At 43.1% G+C, this 12,980-nt stretch carries 15 protein-coding genes; all 15 read left to right on the plus strand.

The genetic code is table 11. The features are described 5' to 3' along the window. Nucleotides 1-14 precede the first annotated feature (14 nt). The 15 genes from G613_RS0112355 to G613_RS0112425 all read left to right on the plus strand — a co-directional run bounded on the left by G613_RS0112355 (nucleotide 15) and on the right by G613_RS0112425 (nucleotide 12,936). Entirely contained in the window at nucleotides 15-1,217 is a 1,203-nt protein-coding gene (locus G613_RS0112355; RefSeq protein ID WP_026527378.1) for an MFS transporter, read from the plus strand. A 257-nt stretch (nucleotides 1,218-1,474) separates the two neighbouring features. Continuing rightward, nucleotides 1,475-3,403 (plus strand): RsiV family protein, encoded by a 1,929-nt coding sequence (locus G613_RS0112360; protein ID WP_155828087.1) that lies wholly within the window; start codon nucleotides 1,475-1,477, stop codon nucleotides 3,401-3,403. 120 nt (nucleotides 3,404-3,523) lie between these two features. Beyond that, a complete protein-coding gene (locus tag G613_RS0112365; protein WP_029232926.1) occupies nucleotides 3,524-4,075 on the plus strand; it encodes a flavin reductase family protein in 552 nt (183 codons plus the stop codon). Nucleotides 4,076-4,345: 270 nt separating this feature from the next. After that, nucleotides 4,346-5,113, plus strand: a complete 768-nt coding sequence (locus tag G613_RS0112370; protein ID WP_029232927.1) for a DUF5688 family protein — start codon at nucleotides 4,346-4,348, stop codon at nucleotides 5,111-5,113. Nucleotides 5,114-5,273: 160 nt separating this feature from the next. Then, nucleotides 5,274-6,458 (plus strand): DUF5688 family protein, encoded by a 1,185-nt coding sequence (locus G613_RS0112375; protein ID WP_029232928.1) that lies wholly within the window; start codon nucleotides 5,274-5,276, stop codon nucleotides 6,456-6,458. Further along, on the plus strand, nucleotides 6,458-6,694 hold the full coding sequence (locus G613_RS0112380; RefSeq protein WP_029232929.1) for a hypothetical protein: 237 nt from the start codon (nucleotides 6,458-6,460) through the stop codon (nucleotides 6,692-6,694). The genes G613_RS0112375 and G613_RS0112380 overlap by 1 nt, the downstream gene beginning before the upstream one ends. Beyond that, the gene (locus tag G613_RS0112385; RefSeq protein ID WP_029232930.1) at nucleotides 6,684-6,965 is read left to right on the plus strand and encodes a hypothetical protein; all 282 of its coding nucleotides are present in this window, start codon (nucleotides 6,684-6,686) and stop codon (nucleotides 6,963-6,965) included. The genes G613_RS0112380 and G613_RS0112385 overlap by 11 nt, the downstream gene beginning before the upstream one ends. A gap of 3 nt (nucleotides 6,966-6,968) precedes the next feature. Further along, nucleotides 6,969-7,829: a DUF6017 domain-containing protein gene (locus G613_RS0112390; protein WP_029232931.1), complete on the plus strand. Its 861-nt coding sequence runs from the start codon at nucleotides 6,969-6,971 to the stop codon at nucleotides 7,827-7,829. Between the two features lie 11 nt (nucleotides 7,830-7,840). Then, entirely contained in the window at nucleotides 7,841-8,668 is an 828-nt protein-coding gene (locus G613_RS0112395; RefSeq protein WP_029232932.1) for a ParA family protein, read from the plus strand. Continuing rightward, on the plus strand, nucleotides 8,625-9,560 hold the full coding sequence (locus G613_RS0112400; RefSeq protein WP_029232933.1) for a ParB/RepB/Spo0J family partition protein: 936 nt from the start codon (nucleotides 8,625-8,627) through the stop codon (nucleotides 9,558-9,560). Before G613_RS0112395 ends, G613_RS0112400 begins: the two co-directional genes overlap by 44 nt. Before the next feature lie 39 nt (nucleotides 9,561-9,599). Further along, entirely contained in the window at nucleotides 9,600-9,959 is a 360-nt protein-coding gene (locus G613_RS0112405) for a DUF7768 domain-containing protein (protein WP_029232934.1), read from the plus strand. Nucleotides 9,960-9,997: 38 nt separating this feature from the next. Further along, nucleotides 9,998-10,480: a PcfB family protein gene (locus tag G613_RS0112410; protein ID WP_029232935.1), complete on the plus strand. Its 483-nt coding sequence runs from the start codon at nucleotides 9,998-10,000 to the stop codon at nucleotides 10,478-10,480. Further along, nucleotides 10,477-12,237: a VirD4-like conjugal transfer protein, CD1115 family gene (locus G613_RS0112415; protein WP_029232936.1), complete on the plus strand. Its 1,761-nt coding sequence runs from the start codon at nucleotides 10,477-10,479 to the stop codon at nucleotides 12,235-12,237. The genes G613_RS0112410 and G613_RS0112415 overlap by 4 nt, the downstream gene beginning before the upstream one ends. 5 nt (nucleotides 12,238-12,242) lie before the next feature. Continuing rightward, on the plus strand, nucleotides 12,243-12,452 hold the full coding sequence (locus tag G613_RS0112420) for a hypothetical protein (RefSeq protein ID WP_029232937.1): 210 nt from the start codon (nucleotides 12,243-12,245) through the stop codon (nucleotides 12,450-12,452). A 271-nt stretch (nucleotides 12,453-12,723) separates the two neighbouring features. Continuing rightward, entirely contained in the window at nucleotides 12,724-12,936 is a 213-nt protein-coding gene (locus G613_RS0112425) for a Maff2 family mobile element protein (RefSeq protein ID WP_029232938.1), read from the plus strand. Nucleotides 12,937-12,980 lie beyond the last annotated feature (44 nt).

Here is a 12,980-nt window from a genome sequence, read left to right on the forward strand (position 1 = left end):
TAGTGGAGTAGAACATGGATAAAAAAAGGGCTTTGTCTGGCGCCATAATATTTATAACCCTGATGGGAATCGTAAGTCTGTTTTCGGACATGACTCATGAAGGCGCCAGAAGCATATTGGGCGAATATCTGAACCTCGCAGGGGCATCCGCTGCAACCATCGGATTTGTGTCCGGTATAGGAGAATTGTGCGGGTATTCACTAAGGCTCATATCCGGATTTATAGCAGATAAAACGAAGAAATACTGGACATTTGTTATCACAGGCTATGTAATACAGGCTCTGGCGATTCCTGCACTGGCACTCGTACCTGAACATGGCTGGATTTGGGCCTGCGGTCTTGTGATCCTGGAGCGTATCGGAAAAGCGATAAAAAAGCCTGCCAAAAACACATTGGTAAGCTTTGCGGCAAGCGAGATCGGAACCGGAAAAGGCTTTGCCTATCAGGAGTTTCTGGATCAGCTTGGCGCGTTTCTCGGACCGGTACTGCTTTTTGTAACAGCTCTTGTAAAAGGTACAGACGACCTTTTTACAACGTATAGGATCTCTTTTGCGATACTGCTTGTTCCTGCAATGATCACCATAGCTCTTGTTTTGACAGCAAAGATAAGATACCCTGATCCGGAGATCTTTGAAAAGCAGGAAGATAAACCGGCAAGCTTTGAATTCAGGAAGTCATTTGTTCTGTTCATGGCGGCCATCTGCTTTTTTGCTTTTGGCTTTGCAGACTTCACCCTGATCACACTTCATTCGGCTAATACCGGAGCATTTAATGAATCCATGCTCAGCCTGCTATATGCTGGGGCAATGGCTGTGGATGCCTTTGCTGCACTATTCTTTGGCTGGCTTTATGATAAGGTCGGGCTGAAGGCTCTGATCATTTCCACACTATGCAGCACATTCTTCTCATGTTTTGTTTTTATGACTGGAAATGCCTGGTTGATCGGAGCTGGGATAATTCTGTGGGGGATTGGAATGGGTGCGCAGGAAAGTATTATGAAAGCAGCTGTCAGCGGAATCGTCCCGCGTTCCATGCGAAGCACCGGTTTCGGAATATTTGAGACAGGATTTGGTATTGCGTGGTTTCTGGGCAGTTGGCTTCTCGGTGCCCTGTATGATTTGAATCCTGTGTATCTTGTCACTGTGTCTGTGGTATCACAGTTTCTGGCGATTGCATTTTATGCTTTATGCCTCCGGTGCAATAAGACAGAGTGTTAACAATTCCAGTTTGTTGGAATGAGCATTATACCGGAAGATTATTTTTCCTCAACGAGAATAATTCTTGGTTTAAGTTTTAATTCGAACGTAGTTTCTTGATGTATTTTAAACTGAAGATGGGGCATTAAAGAGAAGAAAAAGTGGTAAAAAGCCAGTATACATCGCGGTTTGCGGTCATGAAAGTGATTGTAAGCCGCTTATTTGTTAAGTATAATAAGAGGATGATATAAGTGTCATGTTTTGAGGTATATAAGAAAATGAAAAATAAATTGTTTGGGATAGTACTGGTTGCGGTAATGTCTGTGCAACTGGTTGGATGTAGTAATGCTAAAAAAGAGCCTGAATCATCTGCAATAGCTAGTAGTAATGCTAGCGTATTAGCTGCAGAGGATGATAGCAACGAAGAAGATATTAAGAAAAAGGTAGAGATTACTCCTTTGGTTAATGAGTACCTTCTACCTCATGAGGATAGCGAAGAGTATCTCTACGTTGTGGATGAAAACGGGGAATATGTCGGAAAGTACAGTTATCAGGAGATGGATGATATTGCTGAAGAAAACGGACATCCAATACCTTGGTATAGCAATATTTTGGCAGAATCTGAAGGTATCTTTTTCTACAAAGATTCAGAGTATCTTGATCCAGATGATCACGGGGACGTTGTAGAGCATATCTGGGCGATTGATATGAATACCAAGGAGTTTACAGAAGTTACATCCCTTGAACGCAGGTATGATTTAAAGAATTTTGAGATTTATGATGGAAATATCTATATTACATCTTCTCTGGGGAGCCTGGACGATTACCATTATGCAGAGGATATCTTTTCACTTAGGGCAGACGATTTTTCTTTTACCGAAAGCGAAGCATCCATCGGAGAGGTACTAGAAGCCCTGGAAAATTGTAGACTTATTGCAAATAAAGGTTGGATGTACGGTGAGAATGGGACATACAGCATTTCAAGGGCTCTTGATGAGTATGGATTTGTTGTGGCTTTCAAGGCAATTGATGATTGGAATAGCCAGATACTTAAGATAAAAAGTGATGGAAGCACACAGGTTTTAGCTGATATTGATGAGCCACAGCTGATGTTTGCCGGATTTGACAGCAAGTATGCATTATTTCATGAATATCCAACAATCCTGGATCAGTACTATAAGTGTATAGACCTTGAAACAGGTGAGATAAAGGTTGTTTCAGAGGATTATATTTCTATAGTAAATTACAAAGATGGCAAGATTTACTATAGGGATTATGATGAAGCGCCTGGCAGCAACGAGTTCACTCTTTATGAGTACGACTGTGCTACTGGGGACGAGATAGCTCTTTTTACAAGGGATAATATACCTGGGGCAGGCACATATTTGGAAAGAGAATACGGGCTTGTGGGTGATAACATGTTCATTGAGGATGTTGATGGGTATGTTCGCAAGTGGTACAGACTTGATGAAGACGGCGTAGTTGCCCTTGATGAAACCGGTATAGAGATTAGTACCATGAAATATGGCACTGTTTTGTGCAACTATCTTTCTGCAAGGTGCCCAAGGTGCGATACTCTGCTTAGATACAACTATGACGAGTATTTCCAGCTTTCCGATGAATGGTCTGAATATGCCAATGTGATAAACGCTGATTTAAAAGAGAAACATGAAACCCACATGGGTGCAATCAGCATGGAACTTAATGAGAGCGATTATGAGGATTGCGCAACACACAAAGAGTATTCAAGCTCATGGCAGGAGACGCAGGATTACTATGTTAAGAATGCTGACGTTATAGAAGATTATCTGGCTATTGATTGCAGTGGCGTCTGGTATGGCGGTGGTGCACATGGTTTGCCGTGGAAAGAGCAGCTTGTTTATGACCTTACCACTGGAGAGGAATTACATTTCAAGGATTTCTTCTCCGGAACAGATGAAGATCTTAAGAAGATTGTGGCTGAAAAGGTAAAAGAGGACTTTGAAAGCTGCGATGATTCGAGCAAGTATTTTGCCAGTGATGCTAATGGAGCCTACGATGCAGCTTATGAGTGCGTATCGATAGAGGATGCGAATGTTTTCTTTAAGGAGAAGGCGCTTATTTATTCTTTTGCACCATATGAAATTGGACCTTACTCTTCAGGATATATCGAGGTGGAGATTTCGTATAAGGAGATGTTTGGCACAGATAAGATGAGCAGAAAGTGAACTTTTAACAATACGCAAAAAAGCGTGTTGATGGTCTTATGTGACTATAAAGCTGTGACATTATTCCGAATATAAGTTAAAGTTGGCGCACATCATTAGATTAACGAGGAGGACAGAGAAATGAGCAGAACAAACTTTGGAGCAAAGCCACTTATGTACCCACAGCCGGTACTTATTATCGGAACATATGATGAGAACGGTGTTCCCAATGCAATGAATGCTGCCTGGGGAATCACAACAGATTTTAAAGAGATATCTATTAGCCTTTCAGAGCATAAGACTACTGATAATCTTGCTAAAAGAGGTGCTTTTACTGTAAGTATGGCTACTGAAGATCAGGTTGTTGCATGTGATTATGTAGGAATAGAATCCGGCAGGAAGGTTCCTGATAAGTTTGACAAAGCCGGTTTCCATGCAACAAAGAGTGAGTTTGTGGATGCACCTCTCATCGATGAACTCCCTCTTGCTTTAGAATGTAAAGTAAAGAGCTTCACAGATGGCATACTTGTTGGCGAGATCGTAAATGTAAGTGCGGATGACAGCGTGATTACAGATGGCAAGGTTGATATGAAAAAGCTTAGACCTATAGCATTTGATCCATTTAACAATGCTTACGTTGGAATTGGTGAGAAAGTAGGCAATGCATTTTCTGATGGAGCTAAACTGAAGTGAGTATAAATTGAGTATAGATTGAGTATAAAATGAGTATAAATTGAGTATAGTTTGAGTATAGATTGAGTATGGAAGACCTTTTTTAGGCGTGATATTATTATGATGGACAAGGGAGCAGGCAAGAGCCAAATGCTTCCTTGTTTTTTCTTGGCCAAGAGAATATTGGTATGAGTTGAGCATCAGCTCATGAGTGCAGAGTGCATTCGTGGGTCTGGTGCTTTTTTCATGCCAGGAACTGATAACGGCTCGATTACAGAAAGAGGTGTATGAATGGATTTCGATACATTCAAAGATGAACTCGCCAAGGGCGTGCAGGAGAGACTTGAGGCTCTCTACGATAGGAAGTACTCAGTCGAGACTCACACAGTTGAGAAGATGAATGAGACCTACGAGGCCATCACAGTCAAACCTGAAGATAGCGAGATTGGTGTGAACATCAAAATCGACCAGGCCTTTAAGGAGTACAACGATGGCAGATCATTTGACATGATTGTCAGACAGGTTTCTGGTTTTGCTGCTGAGGCCCTGGATAATCGTCCTGGCTTCGACCTGAATGCGATTCAGGATTACAGCGTCATGAAGACGAAGCTTTCCATGGAAGTTGTTTCCGCGGAGAGAAATGCTCAGCTTCTTGAGACTGTTCCTCATAAGAATATGGAGGATATGGCGATTGTTTACCGCTTTGTCCTTGATACTGTTGAGGCAGGAAGAGGCTCCATTCTTGTGACAAACAAGATGCTGGATAACTACGGTATCACAGCAGAGCAGCTTCACAATGACGCTATGGAGATTGCTCCTGAGGTAAGACCTGCGGTCATCAAGGGGATGTCTGAGGTACTTGCTGACATGATGGGCGCAGAGCAGGCAGAAATGCTTGGTCTTGGTCCTGTCCAGGATGAGCCAATCTTCGTTGCTACTGTAGAAGATCAGACTCAGGGAGCTGGTATCCTTGCTTACCAGAACTTCATGGATGAGGCAGCTGAAAAGCTGGGAGGCGACGGAAGTTTCATAATATTACTAAAGCAGGGCAAACCCTAGTATTTACGCGGTTTTGGGTCTCTTGAATGACCAGGGAAAACTTACAACGAAACAAGAGAAAACCATAAATTCGGCTCAAAAAATGGAAAAAAATCGTTATTTTTTGAGTCAGAAATTTACCCCAACCTGGGGGAGATTTTTACATAGGACATTTACTTTTGTGATCAAAAAGCAGAAGTGGATGTCCTATTTCTTTACTCAAAAATCCATTTCAAAGAAAGAGAGGAAAAAGCTTATGGATCACATGACTTTTGATGAGTTCAAGGAGGTGCTGGCTGAGGATCTCAAAGAGTCCCTTTACACAAGGGGATATGAGGATGTTGAGATTGGTTTTAATCACACCAACAAGGCCAACGTCGAGTATGAGGCCATGACAATCAAGCCTGCCGATGGTCAGATTGGAATCAACTTCAATATTGAAGGATTCTATCAGGAGTATGAGAAGGGAGTAGACTACTCAGAACTTCGCCATGCCATTGCTGATCTTGCTGCTAAGTCACTGGACAATGCACCTGAAGTCAACACGAATGTGCTTACCGACTATGAGCAGATGAAGGACAAACTTTCTCTGGAAGTTATTTCCAAGAAGGGCAACGAAGCTTTCCTTGAGAACATCCCTCACAAGGATCTTGAGGACATGGCAGTTTACTACCGCTTCGTTCTGGATGTTCACACAAACGGTGAGATGCAGTCCATCACAGTTACCAACAACATGCTTGAAAACTACGGCATCACTGCAGACAAGCTGCATGAGGATGCTATCGCCAATGCTCCTAATTACCGTCCTGCGGTGATCAAGACTATGACGGACACCCTCAGAGAAATGATGGGCGTTGACATGTTCGATATGTTCGCAGAGGGTCTTAAGCGTGATGGAAAGGATGTAATCTTTGTGGCATCTACTGAAGACAAGGTAAACGGTGCAGGAATTCTTGCTTATCCCGAGTTCCTTAAGGATGCTTCCGAAAGGCTTGAGGGCGACTTTTTCGTGCTTCCAAGTTCACGACATGAGGTCATCCTTATTGCAGATGATGGAATGGCTGATTACAGAAATCTCCAGGACATGGTAGAACAGGTAAATGCTTCAGAGGTTCGCCCTGAGGATAAGCTCACCGATAACGTCTATCACTACGACAGCAAGGACAATGTCTTCGAGCTCGCTTCTCATTACGAGGAGAGACTTGAGGCAAAAGAGGCTGCTGAGAAGGCTGGGGAGGACATTGGTGATAAGCCATCGATTCTCAAGGACCTTGAAGACAAGGTAAAAAACGCTTCAATCATAAATGAGAAAGGCGAAAAGCTAAAAGATCCTAAAGCAAAATCAAAGGGAGGAGAAGCACTCTGATGGTAGACGCAAGATATTCAGGAGACAAGCCGGGGGATTGCAGTAATTGTTTCTTTTGGGATGAAAATAGGTCGGGGTGCAGGCTTGGAAAAATGAATTGTTACTATCTGTTAGAGCGTCCGCGCGTGGTTCCAACACCATGCGACGGATGCCCTTACAAGAAAGCTGCTCCATGCATCGGATGGTGCACAAAAAGAATTTTGGGACAGGAAGGAGTAAACATGTATGCAGCGTGAAATGTCAGATGAAGAGTACGTGAAGTTCAAAAGGCTCAGGCGATTCATGGAAGAAATACCCACAGGGGAGATGACAGTTCCCAAATGCTGTCAGGAATGTGAGTGTTATCAGCCTGACTGGAAGTTTAGAACTTGCCTCTATGCCAAATGTAAGTATGGAAAGAATGTCAATCCATTCAGGGACAGACCACTATCTCATGATATTATTCCGAATCCGGAAAAAGATCTGAATGACTTAAGAGATTTGGTTAACTTGGCATACGGGTGGTAATCTATGAACTTCGACTACTTTTACAGCGAGCAGTCGGAACAGTTTGCATTCTATAAGGTTCCTAAGCTTCTTTATACAGACCTGAGATTTAAGGGAATCTCTTCGGATGCCAAAACGCTGTATGGGCTGCTCTTGGACAGGGTTAGCCTTTCTACCAAAAATAAGTGGATTGACGAGCAAGGACGGATCTTTGTGTACTGCACAGTAGAAGCAATAGAGTCTGCATTGGGATGTGCTGATCAGAAAGCGCAGAAGCTTTTGTCAGAGTTGGAATCTATTGGTCTTATTGAGAAAAAGAGACAGGGCCTGGGAAAACCAAATCGGATATATGTGAAGAACTTTATTCAGCCCCGGGCATCACTAATCCAGAATAGTGAAAATCACTACTCTGGAACAGTGAAAATCACTCCTCAAGAACCTCGAAAATCACTATCTAATAAGACTGAGATTAATAATACTGATTTAAGTAATACTGATCCTTTCTTATCAGACGAGATGGATGAGAGGGAGAGTTACAGAGAATATTTCTATGAGCAGCTTTCTTATGAAAACCTTCTGAAGAACAATCCCCTTGATCAGGACATGATCCAGGAAATATTTGAACTGATACTTGATACTGTCTGCAGCAAAAGATCCATGATCCGCATCGCAGGAGATGATAAGCCTGCAGCAGTAGTTAGAAGTGCATTCATGAAGCTTGAGAGTAACCACATTGAATATGTGCTTACAGGGCTGAAAGAGAATAGTACTAAAGTCCGTAATATCAAGCAGTATGTCCTGGCTGCACTCTACAATGCACCGATGACAATCAACAATTACTATCAGTCCCTTGTAAACAATGACATGGCAAACGGGCTGATTTAGGAGGTGGAAATGTGTCACACAGAGCTAACGTAACAGCAATAGTCAACCAAAAAGGAGGAACCGGGAAGACCTGTTCTACAGAGAATCTGGGTGTCGGACTAGCGATTGAAGGAAAAAAAGTACTCCTAATTGATTTGGATCCGCAGGCGAGTCTCACGATCAGCCTTGGTTATCCGAGGCCAGATGAACTGTATCCAACTATATCAACAATGATGGAGAGAGTCCTAAATGAACAGCTTATAGGCAATAAGGAAGGAATCTTAACTCATCCTGAGGGTGTTGATCTCATGCCTGCCAGTATTGAGCTGGCCGGAACAGAGATGTCACTTACCAACGTTATTAGCAGGGAAAAGATATTGAAGCAGTATATCGATACTGTGAACAAGCAGTACGACCACATACTGATTGACTGTTCTCCCAGCTTGGGCATGCTCACAGTTAATGCTTTAGGAGCGGCAGATAATTGCCTTATTCCAGTACAGGCCCAATATCTATCTGCTAAAGGCCTGGAGCAGCTCCTTGGAACAATAGCCAAAGTAAAAAGACAGATCAATCCGAAGCTAAAGATTGAAGGAATACTGCTTACTATGGTGGATGGCAGAACAAATGATGCCAAGATGATAAGCGACCTTATCAGGGAGACCTATGGAAGCAAGATCAGGGTATTTGATTCCGTTATCCCACATTCTGTAAGAGCTGCGGAAATATCTGCTGAAGGAAAGAGTATCTTTGCTCATGATCCGGGAGGCAAGGTGGCAGCAGCATATAAGAATCTGACGAAGGAGGTGTTATCTGATGGGGAAAAGAGGCGCCAACATCAGCTTGGCCAGTTACGATGACATCTTCTCTATTGAGGAGACAAGAAAAGAGTCATCTGAAGAAGTAGAAAAAGTCCAGGAGATAGCATTGTCAGATCTTTATCCCTTTAAGGATCATCCTTTCAAAGTACTGGATAACGAGGATATGCAGAAGACTGTGGAAAGCATTGAAAAGTTTGGTGTGCTAACTCCTGCTATAGTCAGGCCAAGAGAAGAAGGCGGTTATGAGATTGTATCAGGTCACAGAAGGCACCATGCCTGTGAGTTGGCAGGTCTACAGACTATGCCAGCTATTGTTAGGAATCTTGATGATGACGCAGCTGTCATTTTGATGGTTGATTCAAACCTTTCCAGAGAGGAGATACTTCCCAGTGAGAGGGCTTTTGCTTTCAAGATGAAGATGGAAGCTTTAAAACACCAGGGGGAACGAAGAGATTTAACTTCGGACCAAGTTGGTCCGAAGTTAAGCTGGGCACAATATCAGTTGGCAGAAGAAGCTAATAGTAGTACTACGCAAGTAAAGAGATTTATCAGACTAACAGAACTTCTGCCTGAATTGATGGATATGGTTGATAACAAGAAGTTGGGATTGAATCCTGCTGTTGAGATCTCTTATCTCACTAAGGAGAATCAGAAAAATCTCCTCTACGCCATGGACTATGCTCAGGCAATCCCATCACTATCTCAGGCACAGCGCATGAAGAAGATGCAGCAGGCCGGTCTTTGTACTAAAGAAGCTCTCTGCGCCATTATGTCTGAAGAAAAGAAATCTGACTTGGACAGAGTAACCATCAAGAACGAAGTACTGAAGAAGTATTTCCCGAAGTCATATACTCCAAAGCAGATGGAGGACACCATCATTAAGCTCCTGGAGCAATGGCAGAGAAAACAGAATCACAAACAGGAATTATGAGCCTTCTTAGCGGAAGGCTCTTTCTATTAGGAGGAAAAGATGAGCAGACCATTAGCTTACGTCACATCAGCATGGAAAGAAGATGATTTTGAAGCAAAAGAGGATGCATTGAAATTCTGTAGAAAGCTGTACCAGGCTGGATACTCGCCTATTTGTCCTTTGCTTCTTCAGAAAGATTTCTTAGATGATGATGACAACAAGGAGCACAAAGACAGAATCGAGATGGCTGAGGAGCTTCTTAGAAGATCTCGTGTCGTAGTTGTGTGCGGAAGAACTACAGATGAGAACGTTAAGAATGATATTGCCCTGGCAAAGCGCCTTGGCATTGTATCCACAACGCTTGATGGCATCCTGAACGTTGATAAGAAAACAAAGAATAAGGTAGGCGCAGCGGAGTGAAGAGCTCCTGCTGCAGCCGCTGATAAGGGGGTGATCAGATGCAGGAAGAGGTTGAGAATAGAACCGTGAACCTCGCCATTACCACTACCAAATTATCTGCCAGAGCAATTATCGCTGGCATAAAGAAATATCTTGATCACAGGAAAAATAAGAAGATCCAGCATACTCAGGGAAAGCAGTCTGTGAAAGAGCTTATCGGACAGGATGCAGGAGTATCAACCATTGATATAGCCAAGACCGGGCTTCGTGATTTTCAGAGAGTGGCAAGAAAGTACAACGTAGACTTTGCTGTAGAGAAGGATAAGACAGTTCCGAAAGGAGATCCGCCCAGATACGTTATCTTCTTTAAGTCCAGAGATGCTGATGCTTTGAAACATGTAATGAAAGAGTACTCAGCAAAAGAACTCAAGAGGAAAGGTAAAAACAGACCAAGTGTCCTTAAGAAACTCAGGCACTTCAAGGAGATTGTTGCTGCAATTCCTAGAAAGATCAAGGAAAAGACAATGGAGAAAGAGCGATGAATACGAAAAAGATTAAAAAGACTATTCTGCTAAATCTCCCGTATTTCTTGGTGGGAGGTTTTGCAACAAACTTAGGAGAAGCCTGGAGAATAGCAAGTGGAACCAACGTCTCTGAGAAAGTGCAGGGGCTCGTCCTGTACGGAGGCTTTTCCAGGGCTTTCGAAAATATCCTTCCGAGCCTTCATCCCTTTGACCTGGCAGTAGGTATCACTGCCGGAGCTGCTCTTAGGATAGCAGTTTATCTGAAGGGAAAGAACGCAAAAAACTTTCGCCACAACCAGGAATACGGCTCAGCCAGGTGGGGGAAGCAGGAAGATATAGAGCCATTCATGGATCCGGACTTCAAGAACAATGTTATCCTGTCAAAGACAGAACGCATTACCATGAGCAGCAGACCAAAGCTGCCCAAGTACGCAAGAAATAAAAACCTCCTTGTTGTCGGAGGCTCCGGTTCCGGTAAAACAAGATTTGTGTTAAAGCCTAACCTTTTACAGTGCCACTCTAGCTATGTGGTTTGTGATCCGAAAGGAACCATAGTGTGCGAGTGTGGAAATGCGCTGCTTAAGAACGGTTATGACATCAAAATCTTTAACACCATCAATTTCAAGAAGTCCAATCATTACAATCCCTTTATGTATATCCATTCCGAGACTGACATCTTAAAACTTGTAACGGCGCTCATTGCCAATACGAAGGGAGATGGAAAGGAAGGAGATCAGTTCTGGACTAAGGCTGAGACATTGCTTTATACAGCTCTTATCGGCTATATCCATTACGAAGCTCCTGAAGAAGAGCAGAATTTCAGTACGCTTTTGGAATTCCTTAACTCCATGGAAGTAAGAGAAGATGATGAGGACTTTCAGAACCCAGTGGATCTTATGTTTGAGGACCTGGAGAACAAGGACCCGAATCATTTTGCAGTAAGACAATATAAAAAGTTCCGCCTTGCTGCTGGCAAAACCATGAAATCTATTCTCATAAGTTGTGGTGCAAGACTTGCTCCATTTGATATTGAAGAACTCAGGGAGATCACATCCTATGATGAACTTGATCTGGATGAAGTTGGAGACAGGAAGACAGCTCTTTTCCTTATCATGAGCGACACAGATCCAACTTTTAACTTCCTGATCTCTATGATCTATTCCCAGCTCTTCAATCTGCTTTGTGAGAAAGCCGATGATGTCTATGGTGGAAGGCTTCCGGTCCATGTGCGCTGTCTTGTAGATGAGACGGCCAATATCGGACAAATCCCTAACTTAGAGCGCCTTATGGCAACTATCCGAAGCCGTGAAATCTCTGCCTGTCTTGTGTTGCAGGCAAAGTCACAGCTGAAAGCCATCTATAAGGATAATGCTGAGACAATCATTGCCAACTGTGATAGTCAGATTTTTCTTGGAGGCGCGGAACAGTCTACGCTTAAAGATCTTAACCAAATGCTGGGGAAGGAGACTATAGACACCTACAATACCGGTGAGTCCAGGGGAACTTCCCAGAGCTACAACCTGAATTACCAAAAGCTCGGACATGACCTTATGTCATTTGATGAGCTGGCAACAATGGATGGAGATCATTGCATCGTGCAGGTGCGTGGTGTTCGTCCTTTTTATTCTGAGAAGTATGATCTGACCCAGCATCCCAATTACAAGCTGACAGCAGACTATGACAAGAAGAACTGGTTCGATATCGAGAAGTATCTGAACCGTAAGATGAAATTGAAACCTGATGATGAATTCGAAGTAATTGATGTGGAGGAATAAGAAATATGGCATTCTACCCAGAGACACTAAGAATACTTGAGACGATAGTTACAGTGTTAGTCGCAGTTGATGCTGCTTTTGATGATTCGTTCGATGGAAGCAAAGAGGCAATTGCGAGAAAAAGGATGGAATTATATCAAGATCCAAGAATGAGAAAGGCTTTAGGTAACTTGTTAGCACGAATTATCATGAGCAGGGTGGCCAGAGGTAGTTAATGTCATCTTCCAATGAACTGGGCATAAGCTTTTTATGCCCTACTCATTGGAACTTTACATAATAAAATCCTATGTAGCTGATAGTTGAATGGGTACATAGGCCGTAGTTCTGACGAGGATTGCGGTCTATTTTTTGTGCCCAAAATGCAGGTGCACATGCAAAGGGCCAATAGAGACAACTGAATATGGAAAAGACAACAAACTATCAACTATGAAAGCCGGGAGCAAAAAGAAGCCCCGGCTTTCCGTATTTTTAAGGAGGAATTTTATTATGGCATTTTTTCAGAGCGCAATTGGATCACTTCAGACAATCGTTATCGCACTTGGAGCAGGACTCGGTGTATGGGGAGCAATCAACCTTCTTGAGGGCTACGGCAATGACAACCCTGGAGCTAAGTCACAGGGAATGAAGCAGCTCATGGCTGGTGGCGGTGTTGCCCTTGTTGGAACCACACTTGTTCCTCTTCTTGCAGGTCTCTTTTGATCAGCGCAGAAGGGAGGAAACAGAAGGTCGGCGGGGTTATCCCG

This window comes from Butyrivibrio sp. VCB2006 (genome assembly GCF_000420945.1).
Lineage (GTDB): Bacteria > Bacillota > Clostridia > Lachnospirales > Lachnospiraceae > Butyrivibrio.

What these genes read in the sequence shown, in the direction of transcription:
- G613_RS0112425 (WP_029232938.1), top strand. Translation starts at nt 12,724, where the DNA reads ATGGCATTTTTTCAGAGCGCAATTGGATCACTTCAGACAATCGTTATC.
- G613_RS0112400 (WP_029232933.1), top strand. Translation starts at nt 8,625, where the DNA reads ATGGGGAAAAGAGGCGCCAACATCAGCTTGGCCAGTTACGATGACATC.
- G613_RS0112420 (WP_029232937.1), top strand. Translation starts at nt 12,243, where the DNA reads ATGGCATTCTACCCAGAGACACTAAGAATACTTGAGACGATAGTTACA.
- G613_RS0112360 (WP_155828087.1), top strand. Translation starts at nt 1,475, where the DNA reads ATGAAAAATAAATTGTTTGGGATAGTACTGGTTGCGGTAATGTCTGTG.
- G613_RS0112405 (WP_029232934.1), top strand. Translation starts at nt 9,600, where the DNA reads ATGAGCAGACCATTAGCTTACGTCACATCAGCATGGAAAGAAGATGAT.
- G613_RS0112415 (WP_029232936.1), top strand. Translation starts at nt 10,477, where the DNA reads ATGAATACGAAAAAGATTAAAAAGACTATTCTGCTAAATCTCCCGTAT.
- G613_RS0112390 (WP_029232931.1), top strand. Translation starts at nt 6,969, where the DNA reads ATGAACTTCGACTACTTTTACAGCGAGCAGTCGGAACAGTTTGCATTC.
- G613_RS0112410 (WP_029232935.1), top strand. Translation starts at nt 9,998, where the DNA reads ATGCAGGAAGAGGTTGAGAATAGAACCGTGAACCTCGCCATTACCACT.
- G613_RS0112385 (WP_029232930.1), top strand. Translation starts at nt 6,684, where the DNA reads ATGCAGCGTGAAATGTCAGATGAAGAGTACGTGAAGTTCAAAAGGCTC.
- G613_RS0112365 (WP_029232926.1), top strand. Translation starts at nt 3,524, where the DNA reads ATGAGCAGAACAAACTTTGGAGCAAAGCCACTTATGTACCCACAGCCG.
- G613_RS0112380 (WP_029232929.1), top strand. Translation starts at nt 6,458, where the DNA reads ATGGTAGACGCAAGATATTCAGGAGACAAGCCGGGGGATTGCAGTAAT.
- G613_RS0112370 (WP_029232927.1), top strand. Translation starts at nt 4,346, where the DNA reads ATGGATTTCGATACATTCAAAGATGAACTCGCCAAGGGCGTGCAGGAG.
- G613_RS0112355 (WP_026527378.1), top strand. Translation starts at nt 15, where the DNA reads ATGGATAAAAAAAGGGCTTTGTCTGGCGCCATAATATTTATAACCCTG.